21 protein-coding genes are annotated in these 25,661 nt (G+C 64.3%); 9 read left to right on the forward strand and 12 right to left on the reverse strand.

Annotated elements, in window-relative coordinates:
- The first annotated feature begins 1 nt into the window (after position 1).
- Genes D3227_RS04375 through D3227_RS04400 form a run of 6 tightly spaced genes read left to right on the forward strand, consistent with a single transcriptional unit; the run spans position 2 to position 5,566 of the window.
- Entirely contained in the window at positions 2–832 is an 831-nt protein-coding gene (locus D3227_RS04375) for an ABC transporter ATP-binding protein (protein WP_120012822.1), read from the forward strand.
- Complete coding sequence (locus tag D3227_RS04380) at positions 819–1,670, forward strand: ABC transporter permease (RefSeq protein WP_120012824.1); 852 nt, start codon at positions 819–821, stop codon at positions 1,668–1,670. Before D3227_RS04375 ends, D3227_RS04380 begins: the two co-directional genes overlap by 14 nt.
- Before the next feature lie 32 nt (positions 1,671–1,702).
- Positions 1,703–3,004 carry a cytosine deaminase gene (locus D3227_RS04385; protein WP_120012826.1) on the forward strand — a complete coding sequence of 434 codons (1,302 nt, stop codon included), beginning with the start codon at positions 1,703–1,705 and terminating at the stop codon, positions 3,002–3,004.
- Positions 3,004–4,398, forward strand: coding sequence for an FAD-binding oxidoreductase (locus D3227_RS04390; protein WP_120012828.1), 1,395 nt, complete (start codon positions 3,004–3,006; stop codon positions 4,396–4,398). Before D3227_RS04385 ends, D3227_RS04390 begins: the two co-directional genes overlap by 1 nt.
- The gene (locus D3227_RS04395; protein ID WP_167480585.1) at positions 4,398–4,979 is read left to right on the forward strand and encodes an NAD(P)H-dependent oxidoreductase; all 582 of its coding nucleotides are present in this window, start codon (positions 4,398–4,400) and stop codon (positions 4,977–4,979) included. The genes D3227_RS04390 and D3227_RS04395 overlap by 1 nt, the downstream gene beginning before the upstream one ends.
- Complete coding sequence (locus D3227_RS04400) at positions 4,979–5,566, forward strand: NAD(P)H-dependent oxidoreductase (RefSeq protein WP_120012834.1); 588 nt, start codon at positions 4,979–4,981, stop codon at positions 5,564–5,566. The genes D3227_RS04395 and D3227_RS04400 overlap by 1 nt, the downstream gene beginning before the upstream one ends.
- A gap of 45 nt (positions 5,567–5,611) precedes the next feature.
- On the opposite strand, the gene D3227_RS04405 is transcribed toward D3227_RS04400, so the two are convergent.
- The 7 genes from D3227_RS04405 to D3227_RS41460 all read right to left on the reverse strand — a co-directional run bounded on the left by D3227_RS04405 (position 5,612) and on the right by D3227_RS41460 (position 14,688).
- Positions 5,612–6,754 (reverse strand): NAD(P)/FAD-dependent oxidoreductase, encoded by a 1,143-nt coding sequence (locus D3227_RS04405; RefSeq protein ID WP_120012836.1) that lies wholly within the window; start codon positions 6,752–6,754, stop codon positions 5,612–5,614.
- Positions 6,755–6,919: 165 nt separating this feature from the next.
- On the reverse strand, positions 6,920–9,367 hold the full coding sequence (locus D3227_RS04410) for a GcvT family protein (RefSeq protein WP_120012838.1): 2,448 nt from the start codon (positions 9,365–9,367) through the stop codon (positions 6,920–6,922).
- Entirely contained in the window at positions 9,364–10,545 is a 1,182-nt protein-coding gene (locus D3227_RS04415; RefSeq protein WP_120012840.1) for a pyridoxal phosphate-dependent aminotransferase, read from the reverse strand. The genes D3227_RS04410 and D3227_RS04415 overlap by 4 nt, the downstream gene beginning before the upstream one ends.
- Positions 10,545–11,444, reverse strand: a complete 900-nt coding sequence (locus D3227_RS04420) for a homocysteine S-methyltransferase family protein (RefSeq protein ID WP_120012842.1) — start codon at positions 11,442–11,444, stop codon at positions 10,545–10,547. The genes D3227_RS04415 and D3227_RS04420 overlap by 1 nt, the downstream gene beginning before the upstream one ends.
- Complete coding sequence (locus D3227_RS04425) at positions 11,441–13,894, reverse strand: GcvT family protein (protein WP_120012844.1); 2,454 nt, start codon at positions 13,892–13,894, stop codon at positions 11,441–11,443. Before D3227_RS04425 ends, D3227_RS04420 begins: the two co-directional genes overlap by 4 nt.
- 21 nt (positions 13,895–13,915) lie before the next feature.
- Entirely contained in the window at positions 13,916–14,503 is a 588-nt protein-coding gene (locus tag D3227_RS04430; protein ID WP_120012846.1) for a helix-turn-helix domain-containing protein, read from the reverse strand.
- A complete protein-coding gene (locus tag D3227_RS41460) occupies positions 14,500–14,688 on the reverse strand; it encodes a hypothetical protein (RefSeq protein WP_167480586.1) in 189 nt (62 codons plus the stop codon). Before D3227_RS41460 ends, D3227_RS04430 begins: the two co-directional genes overlap by 4 nt.
- A gap of 55 nt (positions 14,689–14,743) precedes the next feature.
- Between D3227_RS41460 and D3227_RS04435 the strand changes: the two genes are divergently transcribed.
- Positions 14,744–15,448, forward strand: coding sequence for a nitroreductase (locus D3227_RS04435; protein WP_167480587.1), 705 nt, complete (start codon positions 14,744–14,746; stop codon positions 15,446–15,448).
- A 33-nt stretch (positions 15,449–15,481) separates the two neighbouring features.
- Here the strand turns inward: D3227_RS04435 and D3227_RS04440 are convergent, their stop codons facing one another.
- The 5 genes from D3227_RS04440 to D3227_RS04460 form a co-directional block, all read right to left on the reverse strand.
- Positions 15,482–16,924: an MFS transporter gene (locus D3227_RS04440; protein WP_120012850.1), complete on the reverse strand. Its 1,443-nt coding sequence runs from the start codon at positions 16,922–16,924 to the stop codon at positions 15,482–15,484.
- 143 nt (positions 16,925–17,067) lie between these two features.
- Positions 17,068–17,655 (reverse strand): sarcosine oxidase subunit gamma, encoded by a 588-nt coding sequence (locus D3227_RS04445; protein ID WP_120012852.1) that lies wholly within the window; start codon positions 17,653–17,655, stop codon positions 17,068–17,070.
- Complete coding sequence (locus tag D3227_RS04450) at positions 17,648–20,641, reverse strand: sarcosine oxidase subunit alpha (protein WP_120012854.1); 2,994 nt, start codon at positions 20,639–20,641, stop codon at positions 17,648–17,650. The genes D3227_RS04445 and D3227_RS04450 overlap by 8 nt, the downstream gene beginning before the upstream one ends.
- Positions 20,638–20,931, reverse strand: coding sequence for a sarcosine oxidase subunit delta (locus tag D3227_RS04455; RefSeq protein ID WP_120012855.1), 294 nt, complete (start codon positions 20,929–20,931; stop codon positions 20,638–20,640). The genes D3227_RS04450 and D3227_RS04455 overlap by 4 nt, the downstream gene beginning before the upstream one ends.
- Before the next feature lie 12 nt (positions 20,932–20,943).
- Positions 20,944–22,203 carry a sarcosine oxidase subunit beta gene (locus D3227_RS04460; protein WP_120012857.1) on the reverse strand — a complete coding sequence of 420 codons (1,260 nt, stop codon included), beginning with the start codon at positions 22,201–22,203 and terminating at the stop codon, positions 20,944–20,946.
- Between the two features lie 230 nt (positions 22,204–22,433).
- Here D3227_RS04460 and D3227_RS04465 point away from each other — a divergent pair, with 230 nt between their 5' ends.
- Positions 22,434–24,917, forward strand: a complete 2,484-nt coding sequence (locus tag D3227_RS04465) for a mechanosensitive ion channel family protein (protein ID WP_120012859.1) — start codon at positions 22,434–22,436, stop codon at positions 24,915–24,917.
- Positions 24,918–25,195: 278 nt separating this feature from the next.
- On the forward strand, positions 25,196–25,459 hold the full coding sequence (locus D3227_RS04475; RefSeq protein ID WP_006335571.1) for a hypothetical protein: 264 nt from the start codon (positions 25,196–25,198) through the stop codon (positions 25,457–25,459).
- Positions 25,460–25,661 lie beyond the last annotated feature (202 nt).

Consider the following 25,661-nt stretch of genomic DNA (forward strand, 5'->3'; position numbering starts at 1 on the left):
CGTGAAGCTGGAAAAAGTGGCGCAGGCGCCCATGGTGGCATCGGGTGAAGCCCCGATGCTGCTGGCGCTGCGCAATGTCGGCAAGGTCTTTTCCAACGGCGTCATGGCGCTGACTGATGTCGACCTGACCATCCGCGAAGGGGATTTCGTCAGCCTTCTCGGACCATCGGGTTGTGGCAAGTCGACAGCGCTGCGGTTGATCGCCGGCCTGTCGACGCCGACCTCTGGCGTACTCGACTGGCGCGGCCGCATCGGCGGCGATCGCACGAATATCGGCTTCGTCTTCCAGGAGCCGACGCTGCTGCCCTGGGCCAATGTCTTCGACAACATCTGGCTGCCGCTGAGGTTGAAAGGCGTATCGCGGGCAAAGGCGGCGCCGGCGGTGATGGAGATGCTGGCGCGCGTCCATCTGACTGGTTTCGAGTACGCCGTGCCGCGCGAGCTTTCCGGCGGCATGAAGATGCGCGTCTCGATCGCCCGCGCCCTGGTGACCAAGCCGCGCATCCTCTTGATGGACGAGCCGTTCGCCGCCCTCGACGAGATCACCCGTTTCAAGCTCAACAACGATCTTCTGGAACTTTGGCAGGACGAGCGCTTCACCGTCGTCTTCGTCACGCACAGCGTTTTCGAGAGCGTGTTCCTGTCAAACCGCGTCGTCGTCATGGCGGCGCGGCCGGGCCGGGTCTTTGCCGAACTTGCCGTCGATGCGGCTTACCCGCGCGACGAAGCGTTTCGCACCTCGCCCGACTATGCAGCACTTTGCCGCCAGGCATCCGACGTCCTGGTCGGCGCCATCAACTCAACTGCCGGACCGCATCATGACGGCCATTGACGACAGCGCGCTGAAGCTCGATCCCGAGGAGGCGCGCCGCGTGCGCCAGGAGCGCCTCGAGCGGATCGGCCGCTGGGTGCTGCCGCTGGCGATCATGATCCTGGCGATCTGGCTGTGGGACCGCGTCTGCGTCTGGAACGAGATCCCGAAATACATCCTGCCGCGCCCGGGCGTTGTGCTGCAGACGCTCTATGACGATGCCGGACTGCTGTTCTCCTCGCTGCTGGTGACGCTCAGGATCACCTTCCTCAGCCTGCTTCTTGCCGTGATCGGCGGGGTCGGGCTGGCGGTGCTGTTCGCGCAATCGAAATGGGTGGAGATGTCGTTCTTTCCCTTCGCCATCGTGCTGCAGGTGACACCGATCGTGGCGATCTTTCCGCTGATCAACATCTATGTCGACAACCAGACGGTGAAGCTTCTGCTCTGCGCCTGGATCGTCGCCTTCTTTCCGATCCTGTCCAACACCACGCTCGGCCTCAATTCCGTCGACCGCAATCTGCGCGACATGTTCAAGCTCAACGGCGCGACCCGCTGGCAGCAATTGCGCTATCTCAGGCTGCCGGCGGCAATGCCCTATTTTCTCGGCGGGCTGAAGATCGCCGGCGGCCTGTCGCTGATCGGCGCCGTGGTGGCGGAGTTCGTCGCCGGCGCGCAGGGACAGTCGTCCGGGCTTGCCTCGCGCATCATCGAGGCCGGCTACCGGCTCAACGCGCCGCGCCTGTTCGCGGCGCTGATCCTGATCTCGCTCGCCGGCATATTGATCTTCCTGGTGCTGTCGCTGGTATCGCATCTCATTTTGCGGCGCTGGCATGAGAGCGCGCTGAAGCAGGAGCGATAGGTGGTTGCTCGTGTCGCCCAGGAGGGTGGAATTTGATCCCGGACTCCGGCTCCTATCATCTCACCAACGTCCGGCTCCATGCATCGCTGACGCCGGGCTTGGCCGCGGCTTTCGATAGCGACGGATTTGCCCTTGCCAACCTCGCCGTCGCCGAAGGACGAATTTCGTCCATCGCGGCTGCCAGCCGATCGAAGGCGCCGGCTGATGCCATCGACCTTGGCGGCCGCATCGTGCTGCCGTGTTTCGTCGACTGCCACACCCATATCGACAAGGGCCATATCTGGCCCCGAAAACCCAACCCCGACGGCACCTTCATGGGCGCGCTCAACGCTACAGGGGCCGACCGCGCCGCGCGCTGGAGCGCCGAGGATGTGGCGCGTCGCATGGACTTCTCGCTGCGCTGCGCCTATGCGCACGGCACAAAGGCGCTGCGCACCCATCTCGACAGCGTCGCGCCGCAGGAGGAGATCTCCTGGCCGGTGTTCGAGACGATGCGGGACAAATGGCGCGGCAGTATCGAGTTGCAGGCCGCCTGCCTGCTTGGCGTCGAAGGCGTGCGCGAGACAAAATGGTTCGAGAAACTGGCGAAACGCGTCGCTGCGGCCAAGGGCGTGCTCGGCGTCGTCACCTATATGGTGCCTGACCTCGAGGAACTGCTCGACAAGGTGTTTTCTGAGGCGATCAAGCATGGCCTCGACCTCGATTTTCATGCCGACGAGACGGATGATGTCGCGGCGGTCTCGCTGAAGAAGATCGCCGAGGCGGCGCTCTGGAACGGTTTTGAGGGCAACATCCTGGTCGGCCATTGCTGCTCGCTGGCGCGCCAGCCGGACCTCGATGTGCTCGACACGCTGGACAAGGTTGCGAAAGCGGGGCTGGCCGTGGTGTCGCTGCCGATGTGCAATCTTTATCTGCAGGACCGGCGCGGCGACAACACGACGCCGCGCTGGCGCGGCGTGACGCTGCTGCACGAGATGAAGGCGAGGGGCATTCCAGTTTCGGTCGCATCGGACAACACGCGCGACCCGTTCTATGCCTATGGCGATCTCGACATGCTGGAAGTCTACCGCATGGCGACGCGCATCCTGCATTTCGATCACCCGGTCGGCGACTGGCCGCAAACGGTGGCGGCGACGCCGGCCAAGGTGATGCGGCTCGACGGTTTTGGAACGCTTGCCGCCGGTGGCAGTGCCGATTTCATCGTCTTCAAGGGCCGGAGCTGGACGGAATTGCTGTCGCGGCCGGAATCGGATCGCATCGTCGTGCGCGACGGCCGGGCGATCGAACGCAAGCTGCCCGACTATGCCGAACTCGACGAACTGATGGTGGGATGATGGATATCGCAGCGCTGAAGCGCGACCTCGACGGGCTGAAGATCGACGACCATCCGGCAATCGTCCAGCAGAAGAGCCGCGACTTCTACTGGTACAGCCCGGTGCTGAAACAGCAGCTCGACCATGTCACCGGCGACCTGATCGTGACGCCGAAGAGCGAGGACGAGGTGATCCGCGTGCTCGCCGCCTGCCACCGTCACGGCGTCCCGGTGACGCCGCGCGGCAGCGGCACCGGCAATTACGGGCAGGCGATGCCGCTGTCGGGCGGCGTGGTGCTCAATCTTGCCGAGATGAACGCGGTCAAGGCGATCGCGCCGGGCCGCGTCGTCACCGGGCCGGGCGCGGTGCTGGCCGAGATCGACAAGGCGACACGGCATTCCGGCCAGGAGCTGCGCATGTCGCCGTCGACCTACAACACTGCGTCGATCGGCGGCTTCGTTGCTGGCGGCTCAGGCGGCGTCGGCTCGATCCGCTGGGGCGGGTTGCGCGACCTAGGCAACGTCATTCGTCTCAGGACGGTCACGATGGAAGCCGAGCCGCGCGTCATGGAGCTCACCGGCGAGGACGTGCTCAAGGTCATGCATGCCTACGGCACCAACGGCATCATCACCGAGGTCGAGATGCCTCTGACGGCCAGCTACGACTGGATCGACGTCATCATCGGTTTCGACGATTTCATGGACGCGGCCGGCTTCGGCAACGGCCTCGCCATCCAGGACGGCATTTTGGCGAAACTGATCACGCCGATCGCAGCACCCATCCCGTACGATTATTTCAAGCGGCATCAGAAATTTTTCCGGCGCGAACAGAGCATCGTGGTGTGCATGATCGCGCCGCATGCGATGGATGCCTTTGTCGCCTTCGTTCGGAGCGGCAAGGGCGAAATCGTCTTCCGCGCCGACCAGGAAGCTGACCTCAAGGGACTGCCGCCGGCCTATGAGTTGACCTGGAACCACACGACGCTGCGTGCGATCCGGGTCGATCCGACCATAACCTACCTGCAGACGCGCTACCCGTCGCCGGACCATCTCGCTCACGTCATGGCAATGGTCGAGCGCTTCGGCGACGAGGTGCCGGCGCATCTCGAGTTCATCCGCTTCGACGGCGCCATCGGCGCGGCCGGCCTGCCGCTGGTCCGCTTCACCACGGCCGAGCGGCTGGACGAGATCATCCGCATCCATGAAGACAATGGCTGCTGGATCTTCAACCCGCACCGCTACACGCTGGAAGAGGGCGGCATGAAGCAGACCGACGAGGTGCAGCTTGCCTTCAAGCGCGAGACCGATCCGCAAGGACTGCTCAACCCCGGCAAGATGATCGCCTGGGAAAACCCTAATTACGACTATCGCTCGGGCAAGTCGTTCCTGTTCAAGGGGCTGCAAAAGGCGGGCTGATGAAGATACTGGTCCTCTACGCGCATCCGGTCGAGACCAGCTTCAATGCCGGCCTGCACCGGACGATCGTGGAGCGGCTGACGGCGGCCGGCCATGCCGTAGACGACTGCGATCTCTATGTCGAGGACTTCGACCCGCGGCTGACGCGGGCCGAGCGGCTCGGCTACCACGACCAGCGCGGCGAGGGTGACGCTGCCGCCTTCTATGTCGAGCGCCTGCTGCGGGCCGAGGCGCTGGTGCTGTCCTATCCGGTCTGGAACTTCGGTTTTCCGGCAATGCTGAAAGGCTTTTTCGACCGCGTCTTTCTGCCCGGCGTGTCGTTCAGACTGGTCGACGGCAAGGTGCAGCCGTCGCTGCACAACATAGGCAAGCTGGCCGCCGTCACCACCTATGGCGGCAGCCGTTTTCGCGCCATGCTCATGGGCGATCCGCCACGCAAGCTGGTCAACCGCATGCTGCGCGCGACGATCAAGCCCGGTGCCTCCGTCTCCTATCTCGCGCATTATTCGATGAACCTGTCGACCGACGAAACGCGCCGGGCATTCATGGCCAAGGTCGGCGCTAACATGGACGCGTTCTGATGCGCGTGCTGGTGGTCTATTGCCATCCGGTGCCCGAAAGCTTCTGCGCCTCGATCCGCGACTGTGCCGTCGAGGTGCTGAAGGCGAGGGGCTGGGAGGTGCGGCTGCTCGACCTCTATGCCGAGAATTTCAATCCGGTGATGGGCTGCGACGAGCGCCGCTTCTACAATGAGTGCGCACCGCAGGATCCGGCGCTCAAGCCGCATTTCGATCATCTCGGTTGGGCGCAGGCGATCCTCTTCGTTTATCCGACCTGGTGGTACGGATTGCCGGCAATGCTGAAGGGCTGGCTCGACCGGGTGTGGGCGACCGACGTCGCCTTCAAGCTGCCGGCGGGAAAGGGGCGGATCAAGTCGCTGATGACGCATGTGACCAGGGTCGGCGTCATCACCACCTGCGGCGCGCCGACATGGTGGAGCGTCGTTGTCGGCCAGCCGGGCCGCAAGACCATCCTGCGCGGCATGCGGGCGCTGTGTGCCACCCGCTGCCGGACGTTCTTCCTGGCGCACTATTTGATGGATTCTTCGACGCCGGCGACCAGGGCGGCGTTTCTGGGCAGGGTGCGGCGGAAGCTGGAGCGGTTTTAGGCTTCTTCTCGCTGGGGACGGACCGCGCCATATCGGCTGCGAACCTTACATTCCAAACCAGCGGGCGCGGCGGCTCGATCCAAAAACCTCCTTGTCCGCGCGCAAGGCAACCGACGGCTCGTGGTAGCTTCCGGTCGGCTTTGGGCCGGAGAAGAAATCCACCTCGACCTTGCCGATACGTCCGCCGCCGAACTCGATATAGCAGGTGCCGAACCCGTCATATTGTTTCCCGCCGCCGGTGTCGCGCAGCCTGGCGATCAGGTCGCTGGCCACGGCGCGGGCGGCCCCTTCGGCGAATACGCCAGCTTTCGGCGTGCCGGTGTTGGCGCCGTCGCCAACGGCGTAGACGCCGGGATAGCGGGTTTCCAATGTCCGCGGATTGACCGGAATCCAGCCATTCTCGGCCATGCCGCTGTCAATCACCACATCGGGCACGCGGTGCCTGGGGACGCCGAGGAACAGGTCGAATTGCATCTCCACCCCGTCATCGAGAATGGCGACCTTCCTGGCATTGTCGATCGAGGCGACGCGGCGCCCCGGGATGAAGCCGATATTGCGCTCGACGAAGGCTGCTACCAGCGCTCGCGACGTTTCCGGCGAGGGTGGCACCGGGCTCGGCAGCGGCAGCACGAAGCTGATCTCGCAGCCACCACGAACACCGCGATTGACCAGGTAATCGTGCAGCATAAGGGCGCATTCGCTGGGCGCTGGCGGGCATTTGTATGGCACGCCGCAGACCCCGACCAGGGCCTTTCCCCCGGTGAAGGTGGGCAGCACGTCGCGCAGGCGCTCGGCGCCGGCGGCTGAATAGAATTCGTTGGCGCCCGCCAGCCCCGGCGTGGCGTCGAAATCATAGTCGGCACCGAGCGCCACGATCAGGAAGTCGGCCTCATGGACGCCGCCATCGGTGGTGACCCGCCGCCTTTCGGCATCTATGGCGGTGACCGTCTGCCTGAGCAGGCGCACGCCCGGTTTCACGAAGTTGCGGTACGGCATGCGCACCGCATCCGCTGTCTTGTGGCCGAACATGACGTCGAGCTTGGAAAAACCGAAGACGAAGGCGTCGCTCTTGTCGATCAAGATCACGTCGATGTCCGCACCGAAAGTCTCGGACAACTGGGTGGTGAGTTCGAGGCCGCCAAAACCCGCCCCAAGAACAAGGACGCGCGGCTTGCTTGTCGTGTTCATTTTCCCCTCCGTTGTGTTGCCGCATGCGAAACGCGGTCTTGCAGCCGTCCGGCGTTATGCGATGCCGGTTGGGCCAGGACTGCAGCGTAGCAGTGTCCTCGGCAAAGATCACGGTAAGGAAAATTTCGATTGGCGTGAAAGGGGGGCGCAGCCAGCTGGGCGATGCTACATGCGCACCCGTTCCGCCTTCCGATCATACATCGGCTTCAACGAGGCTTCGGCGGCGAAGCGCTCGCCGGCGATCTCGATCTCGTAGGACGAAGACAGCACATCCGCCTCGCTCTCGTCCTTGCACGGCACGTAGCCGAGCCCCACGGCGCCGCCGAGATGATGGCCGTAATTGCCCGAGGTGATCGGGCCGACGATCTTGCCGTCGCGCAGGATCGCCTCATTGTGGAAGAGCAGGGGCTGCGGGTCCTTCAGCCGGAACTGTACCAACCGGCGTGACAGGCCGGCTTCCTTCTTTCGCAGCACCGCGTCGCGGCCGAGAAAATCGCCCTTGGCCGTCTTCACCGCGAAACCAAGGCCTGCCTCCAGCACATTGTCCTCGTCGGTGATGTCGTGGCCGAAATGGCGGAAGGCTTTTTCGATGCGGCAGCTATCCAGCGTGTGCAGGCCGCAGAGTTTCAGCCCGACGTCTGCTCCAGCATCAGTGATCGCCTCGAAGACATGAGCTGCCTGGTCGGTCGAGACATAAAGCTCCCAGCCGAGTTCGCCGACATAGGTGACGCGATGGGCGCGGGCCAGGCCCATGCCGATTTCTATCTCCTGAAACGTCCCGAATGGGTTGGTTTCGTTGGAGAAATCGTTCGGGCTCACCTTCTGAATCAGTTTCCGCGCGTCCGGACCCATCAGGCAAAGAACAGCTTCGGCGGCGGTAACGTCGGTGACGACGACGAATTCATCCGCAAGATGCTTGCGCAGCCAGGCAAGGTCGCGCTGCAGTGTGGCGCCGGGCACGACGAGGAAATAGGCGGTTTCCGAGAGGCGCGAGACGGTGAGGTCGCTTTCGATGCCGCCGCGCTGGTTGAGCATCTGGGTGTAGACGATCTTGCCCGGCGCTACGTCCATGTCGTTGGCACAGAGCTTTTGCAGGAAGGCAGAGGCGTCGCGGCCCTCGACGCGGATCTTGCCGAACGAGGTCATGTCGAACAGGCCGACGCCGTTGCGGACCGCCAGATGTTCCTCGCGCTGGTTGTCGAACCAGTTCTGCCGCTTCCAGGAATAGCGGTATTCGCGCTCCTGGCCGTCACGGGCGAACCAGTTGGCGCGTTCCCAGCCGGCAACCTCGCCGAACACCGCGCCCCGCGCCTTCAGATGTTCATGCAGCGGCGAGCGCCTGACATTTCTTGAGGTCGCCATCTGGCGATACGGAAAATGGTCGGCATAGAGCAGGCCGAGCGTTTCGGAGACGCGTTCCTTGAGGTAGCGACGGTTCTTCTGGAACGGTTGGGCACGGCGGATGTCGACTTCCCACAGGTCGAAGGGCGCTTCGCCATCGTTGATCCACTGCGCCAGCGCCATGCCGGCGCCGCCGGAGGAGACGATGCCGATCGAATTGTAGCCGGTGGCCATCCAGTAGCCGGACAGTTCCGGCGCCTCGCCGAGATAATAGCGGTCGTCAGGCGTGAAACTCTCGGGGCCGTTGAAGAAGGTGTGGATGCCGGCGGTTGCCAGCATCGGCATGCGGTTGACGCCCATTTCGAGGATCGGCTCGAAGTGCTCCATGTCCTCGGGCAACTGGTCGAAGCAGAAATCCTCGCGGATGCCGTCCATGCCCCAAGGCTTTGCCACCGGCTCGAAGGCGCCGAGCATCATCTTGCCGGCGTCTTCCTTGTAGTAGGCGCACTCATCGGGCACGCGCAGCACCGGAAGGCGGCCGAGGCCGGGAATAGGCTCGGTGACGAGATAGAAGTGCTCGCAGGCATGCAGCGGGATGGTGACGCCGTTCTGCGCACCAAGCTCGCGCGCCCACATGCCAGCGCAGTTGACGACGATGTCGGTCTCGATCGTGCCCTGTTCTTCGCCCTGGGCCCAGGAAACGCCGGAGACACGGCCGGCTTTGGTTTGGACCTTGGTGACTTTCACATTCTCGATGATGGTGGCGCCGCGCTGGCGCGCGCCCTTGGCCAGCGCCATGGCGATGTTGGCCGGATCGCATTGGCCGTCGAGCGGCAGGTGCACCGCGCCGACGACATCCGAAATGTTCAGATGCGGGTACATCTGCTTGACTTCGCTGGGCGAAATCTCGCGCACGTCGACATCGAAGGCGCGGGCAAGCGACGCCTGGCGGTAGATCTCGTGCTTGCGCTCCTCGGTCAGCGCCACGGTGATCGAGCCGACCTGGCGCATGCCGGTGCCGACTTCGGTCTCGGCTTCCAGCTTGACGTAGAGGTCGGCCGAATATTTCGCCAGCCGGGTCATGTTCTGCGAGCCGCGCAACTGGCCGATCAGGCCGGCCGCATGCCAGGTGGTGCCGCAGGTGAGCTGCTTGCGCTCCAAGAGCACGATGTCGGTCCAGCCGAGCTTGGCCAAATGGTAGGCGACCGAACAGCCGGAGACGCCGCCGCCGATGATGACCGCGCGGGCTTTGGTGGGAACACCCCTGGTCATGCGGCCTCGCGGCGATAGCTGGATACGAAACGGCGCAGGCGCCGTGCTGCTTCCAGCAGCACCGGCTCGGGCTGGCAGAGGCTGACCCGAATATGGCCGGCCGCGGCCTCGCCGAAGCTCGAGCCCGGCATCACGCCGACCTTTTCCTCGTCGAGGAGGGCAAAGGCGAATTTCTCGTCGTCGGGCTCGATGGCCGATATGTCGAGCATGGCATACATGCCGCCTTCCGAACCGCGCACGGTGACGTTGTTCATGCCGCGCATGGCGTCGAGGAAGACGGCGCGCCGCGCCGCATAGCGTTCGGCGATCTCCTTGACGCCATAGCCATTCTCGAGCGCCTCGGCGCAAGCGATGCTGATGAAGGCCGGCAGGCCGTAGGTGGTCACCAGATTGAGGTTGACCAGCAGCGAGATCATCGTCTCCTGGCCGGTCAGCCAGCCCATGCGCCATCCGGTCATGCCGTGGCTCTTGGACATCGAATTGATGACCAGTGTGCGCTCGGCCATGCCGGGCAGGGCGCGCGGCGACAAATGCTCGCCGCCGCCGAGCGTCCAGTAGACCTCGTCGGACAGCAGCCAGAGGTCATGTTCGCGGCATATCTGCGCCAGCTCTTCGAGGTGGTGGCGCGAATAGACCGCGCCCGTTGGGTTGTTCGGGGTGTTGATGAGGATGGCGCGCGTGTTGGGGCGGATTGCCGCGCGAATGTCGGTGGCGTGCGGCTGGAAGCCGTCCTCGGCGGGCGTCTCGACCACTGTGAAGTCGGCGCCCGCCGCGCTGAAAGTGTTGGGATAGGTCGCGTAGTAGGGGGCGACCACGATGGCATGGTCGCCCTTGTCGAGCACGGCCTGCACGGCGGCGTAAAGCGCAGCTTGCCCGCCCGGCGTGGCGATGACCTGGTCGGGACTTGTCGCAACGCCCGTGCACGCGGTCGAGGCCACCGCCATCGCTTTGCGCAGGCGCGGCAGGCCGGGAAGCGGCGTGTAGTGGTGATTGCTGCCGCGAACCGCCGTCACGCAGGCTTCGATGGTCTGGTCCGGCGTATCGAAATCATGGTCGCCGACCGACAGCATGATGATGTCTTCGCCGGCCTCCTTGCGGGTCCAGGCCGCGAAATGAACCTCCCAGCCATCCTTGCCGGACGGCACGATGCCGGTAATGCGCGATGATGGTCTGGGCATTATGCAACTCCCGAAATCTGGTAACCGGCCTGTTCGAGCCGGTCGCGCAAGGCGCCGATGTGGGCCGGCCCGACTTCGCAGCAGCCGCCGACGATTTGGGCGCCGGCCTCTACCCAGCCCATCGCCTGCTCGGCATAGGCCGCCGGATCAAGATCGTGGCGCGCGTGCAGCACCTCGACCGTGCCGCCGTGCTTGAGCGCTTCGACCGAGGTGAAGCCGTTGGCGTAGGCGCCGACCGGGCCGCCGAGCGCGATCAGCTCGGGCAGGGCGGCGCCGACCGCTTCGGGCCGGCAGCAATTGATCAGCCGTGCCGCGAGCGGCAGGCCGTCGAGCGCGCCGGACGCCGCCGCGATCGCTTCGCCGCTGCGCAGGCGTGGTGCGCCGTGGTCGGCGAGCGTCCAGGACACCCATACCGGCTTGCCGCTTTCTGTTGCCGCGGTGACGGCGGCTCGCGCCTCGTCGGTCGAGGCCATGGTTTCGCACAGGAAGAGATCGACGCCGTCAGCCTGCTCGGCGACGATGCGGCGATAGGTGTCGAGCGTCTCCTGGTAGGAGATGGTCAGCGCTGGCGCATAACTGCCGAACAAAGGCGACAGGCAGCCGGCGATGGTTGCCTCTCCGGCTTGCTCGCAAGCCTGCCTTGCCAGCTCGATGCCACGCTGCTGCAACGGCTTGAACAGGTCTTCTGCTCCTTCCCGGGCGAGCCGCTCCGGTGTCGCCGAATAGGTGTTGATGGTGATGACGCGGGCGCCGGCACGGATGAATTCCGCATGCAGGTCGCGTACCAGATCCGGCTCGTCGATCAGCACCCTGGCCGACCACAGCGGCGTCGGTTCGGATTTGCTGCGGCGGACCAGTTCCTGGCCCATGCCGCCATCGGTGAGGACGACTTTCTTCATGCTCTCAGTCTTTCGTTTTTTGGATCCCACAGCGGCTCGTCCTTCTGCACGACCGCCTTGAAGCGGTCGCCGAAGATCTCGACTTCGACAGCGGAGCCGGGCTCGGTCAGGTCGGCGCGCAGCATGCCGAGCGCGATCGACTTGTCGATGCGATGGCCCCAGCCGCCGGATGTGGTCTCGCCGACGATCTGGCCGTCATGCCAGAGCGTCGACATGTAGGGCGCGTCGCAATCGCCGGGGTTTTCGACGACCAGCGTGACGAAGCGCTTCTTCACGCCTTGCTGCTTCTCGTTCAGCAGTGCTGCCTTGCCGCGGAAGTCGGGCTTGTCCCATTTGACGAAGCGCTCCAGCCCGCCCTGCAGGATCGAATAGTCGGTCGACAGATCGCCCTTCCAGGCGCGGTAGCCTTTTTCCAACCTGAGCGAATCCAGCGCATACATGCCGAACGGCTTCAGGCCGTGTTTCTGGCCGGCCGCCCAGACGACGTCGAAGACCGTCGCGGTGTCGCCGACTTTGGTGTGGATCTCCCAGCCGAGCTCGCCGGCGAAGGACACACGCACCAGCTTGGCCCAGCGTCCGGCGATGCTGGTTTCCTGATGGGTGAGCCAGGGCAAGGCAAGATCGGCAGCACAAACCTCGGCGAGGATTTTCCGCGAGTTGGAACCAGCGAGGATCTGCGTCGAATATTCCTCGGTTCGGTCGGTCAAAGTGAATTTCGCATCCCCAGGCATGCGTGACTTCAGCCACTCGAAATCGTGCCACTGCGCCACCGCGGCGGTGATCAGCGTCATCTGGTCCTCGCCATGGCGCACGACCGACATTTCTGTGACGATGCGGCCCTTGTCGTCTGAGAAATAGACGAGGCCGATGCGGCCCGGTTTCGGCACCGCGCCAGTGACTTGCAGGCTCAGCCATTCGGCGGCGCTGGGGCCTTCCAGGTTGAAGCGCGAGAAACCCGGCAGGTCCAGAATGCCGGCGGCGTCGCGCACCGCAAGGCACTCTTCGCGGACGCGATGCTGCCACGGCCCGTCGCGCCGGAAGGTCAGCGTCGATTCCTCCGAGACATCGTCGCCGGGCTGCGCATACCACGTCGCGCGCTCCCAGCCATTATAGGCGTCGAAGCGGCCGCCAAGCGCCTTGATGCGATCATGCAGGGGCGACAGCTTGCGGTCGCGCCCAGCGGGCCAGGCATGGCGCGGAAACTGGATGGCGTATTCGTTGCCGTAGATCTCCATGCCCTTGTCGACGCAATAGTCCGGCGCGGCGGCAAAGGAGGTGAAGCGGCGCGGGTCGCAGGACCACATGTCCCATTCCGTCTGGCCTTGCGTGATCCATTCGGCCAGCACCTTGCCAGCGCCGCCGCCCTGGGCGATGCCGAAGGTGAAGACGCAGGCCTCGAAGGCGTTTGCCACGCCGGGCATCGGCCCGATCAGCGGGTTGCCGTCAGGCGCATAGGGGATCGGCCCGTTGATGACCTTGGACAGGCCGGCAGTGCCGAGGATCGGCACGCGGGCGACGGCGTCGGCGAGATAGTGTTCGAGACGGTCGAGATCGTCGGGGAACAGCTGGAAGGAGAAATCCTCCGGCATCGGATCGTTATGGGTCGCCCAATGGGCCCGGCAATTGCGCTCATAGGGGCCGAGATTCATGCCGGTCTTTTCCTGGCGCAGATAGTAGGAGGTGTCGACGTCGCGCAGCAACGGCAGTTTCTTGCCCTGTTCCTTCGACCAGGCTGCCAGTTCCGGGATCTCCTCGAATAATATGTATTGATGGCTCATCACCATCATCGGCACCTCACGGCCGAACATCCGGCCGACTTCGGCGGCGCGGTAGCCGGCGGCGTTGACGACGATCTCGCAACGGATCTCGCCCTGCGCGGTTTCGACCACCCATTCATCGTTCTCGCGGTGCACGCCGGTGACCGGGCAGAAGCGGATGATTTTCGCGCCCATGTCGCGCGCGCCCTTGGCCAGTGCCTGGGTCAACTGCGCCGGGTCGATGTCGCCGTCGCTCGGATCGTAGAGCGCGCCTTTCAGCTCATGCGTTTCGATGAACGGGTAGCGGCGCTTGATCTCGTCGAGGCCGACCACGTCGATGTCCATGCCCTGGTGGCGGCCCATGCCCTTGGCGCGCTGGAACTCCTGCATGCGCTCTTTGGAGTGGGCGAGCCTGAGCGAGCCGGTGACATGGTAGTTCATGGGATAGTCGACCGTGTCGGCCAGCCCGCGATAGAGCTCGGTCGAATAGCGCTGCATGTTCATCAGCGACCACGATGACGAGAAGGTCGGCACGTTGCCGGCGGCGTGCCAGGTCGAGCCGGAGGTCAGCTCGTTCTTTTCCAGCAGCACGCAGTCGGTCCAGCCCGCCTTGGCGAGGTGGTAGAGCGAAGAGGTGCCGACGACACCGCCTCCGATGATCACCACGCGTGCTGTGGTCGGCAAACCGGCCATGTTGCTCTCCCAAATATTCACTCAATAAACAGGTGGCGAAACCACCCAGATGACCACCGCCGGCTCGGCGCCGGCATTGCGCCAGCGGAACGGCTTGCCGTCGAAGCGAAAGGAGTCGCCCTCGGCAAGCCGGTGCCAGACGCCCGATATTTCGATGTCGAAGGTGCCGGATGCGACATAGCCGGCTTCCTCCGTCGGCCGACGCGCCTCGGTCTTCAACTCGGCGCCCGGCGCAAAGACCGAACGCAGCATCTCGAAGCTACCGCCGAGATCGGGCGACAGAAGCTCCTCCACCAGTCCGGAATCGCTTGTGCCAAGCCTGCGCCGGTTGCCGGCGCGCACGACAACGCCGCGCTCCTTTTCGATCGGCACATCGTGCCTGAAGAACAGGCTGACCGGCACGCCGAACAGGTCGGCGAAGGCCCTGAGGTCACCGAGCGAAGGGATCGACAGGCCGCGCTCGACCTGGCTGACCCAGCCGACGGAGCGGCCGAGCTTCAGGCCGATCTCGGCCAGCGTCAGCCCACGCGCCTTGCGCAACGCTCTGATATCGCCGGCCAGCAGCCGTTCGCTGTTCTCCTGCTCCGATCTGACGGCGGTTGAGGTCAAGCCATTCTCTCTATGAAAAATTCCGGACAAATTTCATGAGTGGCCAGCGCCATGAAAAAATCAAGAGGATTTTCACAAGACCACAAGATTTGCTTGCGCCATTTTGACGGTTCATGCAAAGGCTCGACCCACGAACGGCGGGTGGGGACGTCCGGTCGAGGACCAGGTATTTGGAATTCGCGCATGGTCCTATCCGGAAGCCGGTCCGGTTCTCCGAGGCCATGCGTCAAGGGACGGCCCATGCTGGAAAACAACGCCCGGATTGCCAAGGACGCGGCGATCGTAGACGAGGCGATCACGTCGCGCCGCTCGGTTCGCGCCTTCCTGCCCGACATGGTCGACGACGAGACCATCCGTGCCATTCTTTCGGTGGCCGCCCGCGCGCCTTCGGGCACCAACATGCAGCCCTGGCGGGTCTATGTGACCAGGGGCGAGATCAAGCAGCGCATCACCGACGCCATCCTCAACTCGGGCATCCGCGCCGAGAAGGCCGAGTGGGACGAGTATCGCTACTATCCCACCCAGTTCTTCGAGCCCTATCTCACCCGTCGGCGCGCCAACGGCTTCGGCCTTTACGGGGCGCTCGGCATCGGCCGGCGCGAGGTCGACAGGATGCGCGCCCAGCACGACCGCAACTTCGTCTTCTTCGACGCGCCGGTCGGCATGATCTTCACCATCGACCGGCGGCTGAACCAGGGCTCGTGGATCGACTACGGCATGTTCCTGCAGAACATCATGGTAGCGGCGCGGGGCAGGGGCCTGCACACCTGCCCGCAGGCGGCGTTCGCGCCCTATCACCGGCAGATCAGGCCGGTGCTCAACATTCCCGACGAGGAGATCGTCGTCTGCGGCATGGCGCTCGGCCATGAGGACATTTCGAAGCCCGAAAACGAGTTCCGCACCGACCGCGTGCCGCTGGAAGAATGGGTGACGTTCAGCGAATGAAGCTAGCCGATGCCAAGGGCGTCGGCTTCCACCTCATTCCGTATTCAGCGGGGGCCCGTGGCCGCTGACATGGGCGCCATCCTGCGGCGTCAGCTTGAGATAGGCGATCAGCGCGCAAAGCGTGATGACGCCCTCGATCACGAACAGCATGCGGAAGTCGTTGGTCACAGCCGGTCCACCGCCAGCCAGGAACGACAGCATCGCGGCTGCCAGGCCTACGCTGATCGCCACCGCAAGCTGCCAGAGGATGTAGTAGAGCGCGCTGAAGCGGGCGAGCTGTTCCGGCGCGATGTCGGAATAGGCGAGGTTGCCGGTCGAAGCCCACTGCGCCGAGCGCAAAACACCGAAGGCGAAGATATAGGCAAGCACGATCCATACGGGTGTGGTCGCCTGGATCAAAGCGAAGCCCGCAACCATCGCTGCAACGATCGGCGTGTTGATGACCAGCACACGGCGGAAGCCGAAGCGGTTGAGCAGGCGCGGCATGAAGACACGCATGATCAGCGATCCGATCGCAGCAACGAAGGTCAGCGATCCCGCCTGCACCGCGCTCATGCCGAAGCCGAGCTGGAACATCAGTGGCAGCAGGAAGACGACTGAGCTTAAGCCGATCGTGTCCAGCCCGCCGCCGGTGAGAAAGGAGATGCGGAAGGTTCGGATGCGCAGGAGCTTCAGGTCAAGCAGGGGGTTGCGGGCACGCAGGCAGTAGAAGGAGGCAAGCGTCAGGATGACGATCGCCAGTGCCAGCTCGGCCGCGATCATGCTGCCGGCTGCATCCTTCGCCGCAAGCGAGTCCATACCGAAGACCAGCAGGACCATGCCGCTGCCGACCAGCAGGAAGCCCGCAAAATCGAACGGCGTGCGCACCCGTTTGGTGACCGTTGGAAACAGCGAGGCGGCAAGGACGGCCGCCGCCAGCGCGAATGGCACGTTGATGAAGAAGATCCAGCGCCAAGAGATGTAGGTGGTGAGCGCGCCGCCGACGAGCGGGCCGACCAACGGTCCGGACTGCCCGGCCAGCGAGATATACATGTTGATCTTAAGCGTGCGGCTGCGCGGGAAGGTCGACAGGATAACGACCTGGCCGAGCGTACCCATCAATGCGCCGCCGAAACCTTGCAGCGCGCGGGCGCCGACCAGCGTCCAGATGTCGTTGGACAGCCCGCAGAGCGCCGATGACGCGGCGAACACCAGCAAGGCAAAGCAGTAAACGTTGCGCAGGCCGAAGCGGTCGGCGGCCCAGCCGCCGAGCGGCATCGAGATGATCAGGCTGGCGACATAGACGGTGATCAGGAGGCCGAGCTGGCTCGGTGGCCGGGAAAGGCTTTCGCCGATGCCGGGCAGTGCGGTGACCACGACATTCTGGTCGAGGCTGGTCATGAAGACGCCGCAGGCGACCGTCGCCGGCAAAAGCATCGACGCCTCGCCCGCCGGGGCAAAGCGGGTTGTGGCAGTCGCCGAAGTCTCTGCGGTCATGGAAGGATATTGTCGAACCGGTTGACTGGACGAGCGCCTGCCTCGGCAAGAGCTCGTGATTCCTTACCTATCCTCCCCGCTGGCCCAAGGCTCAAGCAGCAGTTGTGCCGGTCCATAATGCCAAGTGGACGGCCGGCAGAGCTTTATTGCACCTCGTAGCCCACTTCCTCGCTCGCATGGCAGAGCGCCTTCCAGAACGAGCGGGCAAAGGAGCGGAACACATAGATATCGAACTGGTCAGCGCCGGTGCGCTGGATTTGGGCAAAGACATCGTGATGGGTGGTCGAGCGGCCGGCCCCGACCGGGAAGGCCGGCAACGCAAAGTCGATGGCGAAGAATTTGGCCAGCACCCATTCGGCCTTCGGGCCAGCGATGCGGATCGCGGTACGGCCATGCGACAGGTCGGTGACGGTGCCGATCGCCGGTGTGATGACACCGGCAAAGGCCGAGGCCAGGCCCTCGGCATCGTCGACCACGGTGAACTTTCCCGGCGCGAAGCCGAACACAGCCTTGACGCCATCGGCGATGCCGCCGCCGGCGCCGTCAGGCAGGGCAAGGCCGGTGACGGTGCGGATGCCCGCCATCAGACGCTTCTCCTCACCCGGCCATGCGGCAAGCTGCAGGATCGAGCCGGGTCTGGTCTCGGTCAGGATGATTTCGACGCCATGCTCGAAATTGCCGTGCGAGCCGGGATGCAGTTCCGGCTCAATCGGTGATTGGCGCTCAACCATGCATGCGGCTCCCGTCCGGATCGTAGAAGTGGTTGGAGACGATCTCGATCGGCCCGAACCGGTTGCGCAGCGGATCGGAAACGAAGGCGCGCGTGCCGTGCCGCGCCTTGCCGCCGCTGACCAGCGCCAGCGCGATGTGCTTACCGAGCGCCGGCGAGTAGCAGCAGGCGGTGATGTGGCCGATGGAATCGTGCGGATTGGCTTCGTCCAGTTCCTCGACGATATGAGCGCCGCCGTTGAGTGGCCGGTTGTCGAGCGAAACCAGACCGACGAGTTGCAGCCGGTCGGGCGCGATCAGGCCCTCGCGGTCCATCATCGCCGAGCCGATGAAAGGCTTCTTCTTCGACAGCATCCAGTCGAGATGCAGGTCGCGCGCCGTGGTGCGGCCGTCGATCTCGGCGCCGGTGACGTGGCCCTTCTCGATGCGCATCGTGCCCAGCGCTTCCAGCCCATAGGTGACCAGCCCGAACGGCTTGCCGGCCCCGATTAGTGCTTCCCAGACATGGGTGCCGTAGCCGGCGCCGGAATAGACCTCGAAGGCCATCTCGCCGGAGAAGGAGAGCCGGCAGATCATGACGGGCACGTCTGCGATCTCGCCGCGCACGATGCCCATGAACGGCAAGGTAGCGTTGTCGACGGCGGTCCCCTTGACGCAAGCGGCGAGGATTGCGCGCGCGTTCGGGCCGCCGATGGCAGCGCCCGCCCATTCGTCGGTGACCGAGGTGACAGTGACCTTCAGCTCCGGCCAGATGACGTCGAGGAAGTATTCCAGATGCTGCATCACCTTACCGGCATTGGCCGTGGTGGTGGTCATCAGGAAATCCTGCTCGCCGAGCCGCCATGTGGTGCCGTCGTCGAAGGCGAGCCCATCCTCGCGCAGCATCAGCCCGTAGCGGGCCTTGCCGACGGCCAGCGTCGAGAACATGTTGGTGTAGACGCGGTCGAGGAATTCCGCTGCGTCCGGCCCCTGCACGGCGATCTTGCCCAGCGTCGAGACATCGACGATGCCGGCGCTGTCGCGGGTCGCCTTGGCTTCACGCACATAGGCCTGCTCGATCGTCTCGCCGGCAAGGCCGTAGATCATCGGGCGATACCAGAGGCCGGCCGAATACATCGTCGCGCCGTTGGCAATGTGCCAGTCATGCATCGGCGTCAGCCGCTCGGGCTTCAGGTCGCCGAAGCGTTCCGCCGCCAGCGAGCCGATCGACACCGCCGAGTAGGGCGGCCGGAAGCGGGTCGTGCCGACTTCGGGGATCGGCTTGCCGAGCGCCTCGGCCATGATGGCGAGGCCCGGCACGTTGGAGCTTTTGCCCTGGTCGGTCGCCATGCCGAGCGTGGTGTAGCGCTTCAGGTGCTCGACCGAGACGAAGCCTTCGCGATGGGCAAGGCGCACATCTTCGGCCGTCACGTCGTGCTGGAAATCGACGAAGCTTTTTCCCTTCGCCTTGATCTCGAAGACCGGCGCAGGATCGGGGTCGCCGGGAGCGCCCTCCACGACCGGCAACGCGGTCGGCGCACCTGTTGCTCCGGCCGCGGAAAGACCGGCGGTGCGGCCCTCGGCAATAGCCTCGGCGGTGGAGAAGCTGCCGGTGAAGGCGCCCGCGCCGACCCATTTCTGCGTCGGCCTCGGCGGCAGAAAGGCCTGGCGCGCGGCGTCCCACTCTGCGCTAGCGCCCGCCTGGCTGGCGAGGTGGATGGTCGGCGACCAGCCGCCCGACATCAGCAGGCAGTCGGCATGGATGCTGCGCGCATCGCCGGTCAGCGCGCCGCTCACCATGTCGAAACGCTGCACCTTGAGCCCGGAAAGCGCCTTGCCGCCTTCGGTGGCGACCACGGCATGAGCGGACAGGATCTCGGCTTCGGCCTCGGTGGCCAGCTTGCGCATCTCGCCCGACAGCTCCTGGCGAACATCGATGATGGCGACAATCGCAGCGCCCGCATTCTTCAGCGCCAGCGCCGAGCGATAGGCGCTGTCATTGTTGGTGAACAGCGCAATCCTGTCGCCCGGCAAAACGCCATATTCGTTGGCGTAGCGCTCGGAGGCATGCGCCAGCATGACACCCGGCCGGTCGTTTCCGGGAAACACCAGCGGCCGCTCGAAGGAGCCGGTGGCAAGCACCACCGACCTGGCGCGAATCGCCCAGTAGCGATGACGCGGCTCGCCCCTGGCCGGGGCTTCCTTGTGGTCGGTGACCCGTTCAAGTGCAGCCAGCGTGTTGCCGTCATAGTAACCCCAGACCGTGGTGCGCGGCAGCAGACGGACATTGTCATGGCCTTCGAGCTGGCCGATGGCGCGCGCCGCCCAGTCCGCCGCGGGCGTGCCGTCGATGGTCTCGCGGGACCAATTGGCCGAGCCCCCGAAATTCGGCTCCAACTCGCAGAGGATGACGCGCTGGCCTTGATCGGCCGCCGCCCTGGCGGCCATCAGCCCCGCCGGGCCGGAGCCGACCACCAGCACGTCGCAGAAGGCGTTCATGCGCTCGTAGCGCTCCGGATCGGCGGTGGTGCCGGCCCTGCCGAGGCCGGCGGCGCGGCGGATGAAATGCTCGCAGAACATCCAGAAGCGGGTGCCTTTCAGCGGGCCGATCACCGGTCCCATGAAGGTCTTGTAATAGAAGCCGGCCGACAGGATCTTGCCGCCGAGCTGGTTGATGGCGTTTACGTCCCAGGCGAGCGATGGGAAGCGGTTTTGGCTGACCGCTACCAGCCCGTCATAGATCTCGACCATGGTGGCGGCGATGTTCGGTTCGCGAACCTCGCCCCGCAGCACCGTCACCAGCGCGTTCGGCTCCTCGACGCCGGCGGTCAGCACGCCGCGCGGGCGGTGGTACTTGAACGACCGGCCGAACAGCGTGACGCCGTTGGCAAGCAGCGCCGAGGCCAGCGTGTCGCCGGCATAACCGGTGTAGGGCGTGCCGTCGAAGGTGAAGCGGATGGTGCGCAGCCGGTCGATGCGGCCGCCGGTTTCGGCGCGGCGCGGGCTCACGACTTGGCCTCCAGCTTGTGCCGGGCAGCCTTGTGGTCGCCACGCGCGAAGCCGCTGCTCGAGATTTCATGCGTCAGCGTGTTGCGCACGACCCTGAGATGGGCGCGGCAGCCGCCGGAGTGCTGCCAGATCTCGTTGTGGTCGCCGGCCGGGTTCAGCCGGTCGTAGACATAGGCGTTCCAGGCGTCGAGATCCTGCGAGGCAGGCTGCGGACGCTGGCGGTTGCCGTCGCCCTGATAGGTGAATTCGATGACGTCGCGCGGGCCGCAATAGGGACAGGTGATCAGCATCTTGTTTGGACCCTAATGCAGCCGAGGGGTGGCGCCCTGGCCTTTGTCGTCGATGACAAGGCCGCGATGGAAGCGGTCGAGCGTGAAGGGAGCGTTGAAGTCGTGCGGCTCGTCCTTGGCAATGGTCCAGGCAAAGCACCAGCCCGAGGCCGGCGTCGCCTTGAAGCCGCCGTAGCACCAGCCGCAGTTGAGATACATGCCGGGCAGCGGCCCGGTGGTGATGATCGGCGAACCGTCCATCGTCATGTCGCAGACGCCGCCCCATGAGCGCAGCATGCGCACGCGGGCAAGACCGGGGAACAGCGCCAGCATCTCGCTCATCACTTCGTCGACAATAGGTAGGCTGCCGCGCTGGGCGTAGCTGTTGTAGCCGTCGAGGTCGCCGCCATAGACGAGGCCGCCCTTGTCCGACTGCGAGATGTAGAAGTGACCCATGCCGAAGGTCAGGATCGTATCGATGATGGGTTTCAGCGATTCCGTCACGAAGGCCTGCAGCACGTGGCTCTCGATCGGCATTTTGTCGATGCCGGCAAGCTGCATCACCCGACCGGTGCTGCCGGCAACGGCGAGCGCTACCTTCTTGGCGCGGATTTCGCCGCGCGTCGTCGACACGCCGGTGATGCGGTCGCCGTCGCGCAGGAAACCGGTGACCTCGCAGTTCTCGATGATGTCGACGCCGCGACGGTCAGCGCCGCGTGCATAGCCCCAGGCGACAGCATCGTGGCGGGCACTGCCGGCACGCGGCTGCATTAGCCCGCCGAAGATCGGGAAGCGCGCCGAACCGGAAACGTCCAGCGCCGGCACCAGCCGCTTGATCTCGGCCACCGTCATCAGTTCGGCATCGACACCGAGATGGCGCATGGCATTGCCGCGGCGGGCATAGTCGTCGAACTGGGCCGGGGTATGCGCAAGGTTCAGGCAGCCGCGCTGCGAGAACATGACGTTGTAATTGAGATCGTGCGAGAGGTTCTCCCACATCTTCATCGAGTGTTCGTAGAAGCGTGTGTTGGACGGCAACAGGTAGTTGGAGCGCACCGCGGTGGTGTTGCGGCCGACATTTCCGGAGCCGAGCCAGCCCTTTTCCAGCACCGCGACATTGGTGATGCCATGCTCCTTGGCGAGGTAGTAGGCCGTCGACAATCCATGCCCGCCACCGCCGATGACTATGACATCGTAGGACGCCTTGGGGTCCGGCTTGCGCCAGGCGGGCTTCCAGTCCTTGTTTCCGGTGAAAGCGTTCTTGAGGAGCGAAAGGGCGGAGTATTCGGCCATACTTTTGGAGCCTGTCATGAGCTTCGGATGGGCCGCGCTGCAACCATCCGCTTGTGCGATGCGGCAGACTATAGAGCAGGCCGCTGCCGCAAAGCCAAGATTGCGCCATCGCTTTTCGACTGGCCGACTCCGAAACCGCGCCAGCCGGGACGGGTTGCCCCATGATAGGAGCGCCTTTATCAAGGATGGGTTTTCAGAACCGGCCTTTGCCGCGAGTCGCCAGACCACAGATGTTTTTTCGATTGCTCCGCCTGATCCTGATCCTTGCGCTTGTCGTCGCGGCGCCGCAGTCGTTCGACGCGATGGCGCAGGCGATCGGCCAGGGCGCGGCGGGTTTGATCACTGACCAGCAGAAGGCCATCCAGGACCTGACCGCCAAGACCGACGGTCTCGAGAAGAAAATACAGCAGGACAGCGAGGACGATGCCTCGCTCGTGGAAGTCCGGCTGCAGCTGGAGGAAATGTCTCGGGCAGCGCTGACCAGCGCGCTCGCCTTCCGTTCACGGCTCACCGACATCAACAACCGGATTGAGACACTGGGGCCGCCGCCGGCCACGGGGCAGCCGCAAGAGCCCGACATCGTCACCGGCGAACGCCAGGCGCTGGCGTCGGAAAAGGCCGAGATCAACGCCGTCATCGCTGCCGCGCAGAACCTGTCGATTCGCATCAGTGGGCTGATCGACAAGATCGGCAACATGCGCAGCGAGCTGTTCCGCAACCTTCTGACCAAACGCTATGAACTTTCCGACGCGCTGAGTCCGCAGGTCGTTTCCGACGCCCAGGACGAATACGCAAACCTTTACAAGGCCGTGTCGTCCTGGCTTGGCTTTGCCTTCAAATTCAAGTTCAAGGCGATGCTTGCGGCGACCTTCATGGCGCTGGCGCTCGCAGTGGTGCTGCTGGTCGGCGGCCGCCGCCTGTTCGGGCGTATCTTCGAAGCCGATGCGTCGATCGAGGATCCTTCCTATCTCAGCCGATTGTCGGTGGCGTTCTGGTCGACATTACTGCCGACGCTGGCGGTCGGCGCCTTCCTCGCTTCGACGGTTTTCCTGTTCAACTATTACAACGTCCTGCGCGGCGATATCGGCGTCTTCCTCAACGCGCTGGCTGCCGTCATCGCGGTGGTGTTCTGCGTCAACCGGCTGACCAATGCGGCGCTGGAGCCGCGGCTGCCGAACTGGCGTCTGATACCGGTCGAGACAGGTCCGGCGCGTTGGCTGGTGCGGCTGACGACAGCCATGGCGATTGTCATCGGCGTCAACAATTTCCTGTCGGTGGTCAATGACAAGATGGGCTCGCCGCTGTCGGTCACCATCGTCAGAAGTTTTGTCGCCACCATCATCGTAGGCGTCATCCTGATCCTGATGGCGTTGCTGAAACCGTTCAAGGCACGCGACGGAGGCTGGCGCCCCTGGCCGGCATGGCTGCGCTACACTGCCGTTGCGCTCGGTCTTTTCACCATCGCGGCGGCGCTGTTCGGCTATATCGGCCTTGCCCTTTTCGTCTCGCTTCAGGTCGTGGTCACCGGCACTGTCCTGATCACCGCCTATATCGGCTTTCTTTCGGCACGAGAGATCGGCGAGGAAGGCGGTTTCGCCGGCACTTCGATCGGTCACTGGCTTTCCACCAATTCCAGCTATGAGGAAACCGCGCTCGACCAACTTGGCCTGGTCGTCAGCATCGCCATCAACCTGATGATCGTGCTGGTGTTCCTGCCGCTGATCCTTTTGATGTGGGGGTTCCAGCCCGGCGACATCCAGGCCTGGGCCTACAAGCTGGCGACCGGCGTCTCCATCGGTTCGGTGACCATCTCGTTCCTTGGCATCCTCAGCGGCATCGTCGTTTTCGTCATCGGCTACTTCCTGACGCGCTGGTTCCAGGGCTGGCTCGACGGCTCGGTGATGGCGCGCGGCCGGGTCGATACCGGCGTGCGCAACTCGATCCGGCTGGCCGTCGGCTATGCCGGCGTCGCACTCGCAGCTCTCGTCGGCGTCTCGGCGGCGGGCATCGATCTGTCCAATCTGGCGCTCGTTGCCGGTGCGCTTTCCCTCGGTATCGGCTTCGGCTTGCAGAATGTCGTGTCGAACTTCGTTTCGGGCCTGATCCTGCTCGCCGAGCGACCGTTCAAGGTCGGCGACTGGATCGTTGCCGGTGACATCAGCGGCACCGTCAAGAAGATCAGCGTGCGCGCCACCGAGATCGAGACGTTCCAGCGGCAGTCGGTGATCCTGCCAAATTCGAACCTGATCAACAACGCGGTCGGCAATTGGACGCACCGCAACAAGCTCGGCCGCGTCGACATCAAGGTCGGCGTCGCCTATGGCAGCGACGTCAAGCGGGTGCACGCCCTGCTGCTCGACATTGCGCGCAGCCATCCGCTAGTGCTGAAGAATCCGGAGCCGTTCGTGCTGTTCACCAATTTCGGCGCGGCGGCGCTCGAATTCGAGATCCGGGTGTTTCTTGCCGACGTGCTCAACGGCGCCATCGTGCAGAACGACATCCGCTTCACGGTTCTCGATACTTTCGACGGCGAGCATATCGAGATCCCCTCGACGCCGCGCGCCGAGGTAAAGAAGCACGAGGCATGGCCGATCGACGACGACAAGATGGAAGCCGAATTCGCCGAGCGCGAGGAGGCGGAAGCCGCAGCCGCGATCGAGAGGGAACGCCTGGCGAAGTCGAAGCGCAAGAGCCGCAAGCCCGACCCGGATTAAGGTGTACTGATATTCAGGTGATGCCGGCCTGCAATGCCGGGCTCCTTCGCTTCGGGTGCACGCTCCGCTCCGGTTCTCGGAACCCACCATTTTCGGCTCGGCCTGACCTGAATCTCAGCACACCTTGGAACTGTGCTACATGCGGCGAAAACCAATTGCGGCATGAATGCGGCATTCAGTTGCGGTTCAGCTTGCAAGTCATATAAGCTCGCATGCAAAGGGCGAGAATGCCTTGCAAAATGCAACCAGAGGCGGTGTGGAAACACCGATATTGCAAAATGTGGAAGTCTGTCGTCGCCGCCATCGCTTTTCTTGCCGTGGGCGGGTCGGCTTTCGCCGCCAGCGCGGTCAACAAGGACGCCGAGACCCGGACGCTGATCGTGACCGAGGGCGGCGGCAAGACGGAGCTGGCTCTGGCCGCCGGCGAAACCGTGGAATTCTGCCCGAACGGCTGTTTCGTCACCTTGCCCAATGGTGACCTCGAAGCCCTGACCGGCTCGGAAACTGTCGAGATCTCGGGCGGCGTCGCCCGCATCAAGTAAACTTGCGGCAGCATCTTTTGCGAAGGCCGGGCATTGCCCGGCCTTTTATTGTTTGCGGTAGTACTTGTTTAACAATGACGCGGGAAATACCAGCGCGCCGTCCTGCCACAACCGGGCGTTTTAACGATCGTTACGTCATCTCCCGCTATATCCGATGCCAAGACGCCGAAACATGGCGCGGGGTGTATCTGCACATGACCCC

The sequence above is a fragment of the Mesorhizobium waimense genome, from assembly GCF_003601975.1.
GTDB classification, from domain to species: Bacteria; Pseudomonadota; Alphaproteobacteria; order Rhizobiales; family Rhizobiaceae; genus Mesorhizobium; species Mesorhizobium waimense.

Bases quoted from the DNA above. Each gene is read 5' to 3' on its own strand.
- D3227_RS04400 (WP_120012834.1), top strand. From the start codon at position 4,979: ATGCGCGTGCTGGTGGTCTATTGCCATCCGGTGCCCGAAAGCTTCTGC.
- D3227_RS04460 (WP_120012857.1), bottom strand. From the start codon at position 22,203: ATGGCCGAATACTCCGCCCTTTCGCTCCTCAAGAACGCTTTCACCGGA.
- D3227_RS04425 (WP_120012844.1), bottom strand. From the start codon at position 13,894: ATGGCCGGTTTGCCGACCACAGCACGCGTGGTGATCATCGGAGGCGGT.
- D3227_RS04380 (WP_120012824.1), top strand. From the start codon at position 819: ATGACGGCCATTGACGACAGCGCGCTGAAGCTCGATCCCGAGGAGGCG.
- D3227_RS04415 (WP_120012840.1), bottom strand. From the start codon at position 10,545: ATGCCCAGACCATCATCGCGCATTACCGGCATCGTGCCGTCCGGCAAG.
- D3227_RS04445 (WP_120012852.1), bottom strand. From the start codon at position 17,655: ATGGTTGAGCGCCAATCACCGATTGAGCCGGAACTGCATCCCGGCTCG.
- D3227_RS04410 (WP_120012838.1), bottom strand. From the start codon at position 9,367: ATGACCAGGGGTGTTCCCACCAAAGCCCGCGCGGTCATCATCGGCGGC.
- D3227_RS41460 (WP_167480586.1), bottom strand. From the start codon at position 14,688: ATGCGCGAATTCCAAATACCTGGTCCTCGACCGGACGTCCCCACCCGC.
- D3227_RS04465 (WP_120012859.1), top strand. From the start codon at position 22,434: ATGTTTTTTCGATTGCTCCGCCTGATCCTGATCCTTGCGCTTGTCGTC.
- D3227_RS04455 (WP_120012855.1), bottom strand. From the start codon at position 20,931: ATGCTGATCACCTGTCCCTATTGCGGCCCGCGCGACGTCATCGAATTC.
- D3227_RS04405 (WP_120012836.1), bottom strand. From the start codon at position 6,754: ATGAACACGACAAGCAAGCCGCGCGTCCTTGTTCTTGGGGCGGGTTTT.
- D3227_RS04395 (WP_167480585.1), top strand. From the start codon at position 4,398: ATGAAGATACTGGTCCTCTACGCGCATCCGGTCGAGACCAGCTTCAAT.
- D3227_RS04420 (WP_120012842.1), bottom strand. From the start codon at position 11,444: ATGAAGAAAGTCGTCCTCACCGATGGCGGCATGGGCCAGGAACTGGTC.
- D3227_RS04440 (WP_120012850.1), bottom strand. From the start codon at position 16,924: ATGACCGCAGAGACTTCGGCGACTGCCACAACCCGCTTTGCCCCGGCG.
- D3227_RS04475 (WP_006335571.1), top strand. From the start codon at position 25,196: ATGTGGAAGTCTGTCGTCGCCGCCATCGCTTTTCTTGCCGTGGGCGGG.
- D3227_RS04390 (WP_120012828.1), top strand. From the start codon at position 3,004: ATGGATATCGCAGCGCTGAAGCGCGACCTCGACGGGCTGAAGATCGAC.
- D3227_RS04435 (WP_167480587.1), top strand. From the start codon at position 14,744: ATGCTGGAAAACAACGCCCGGATTGCCAAGGACGCGGCGATCGTAGAC.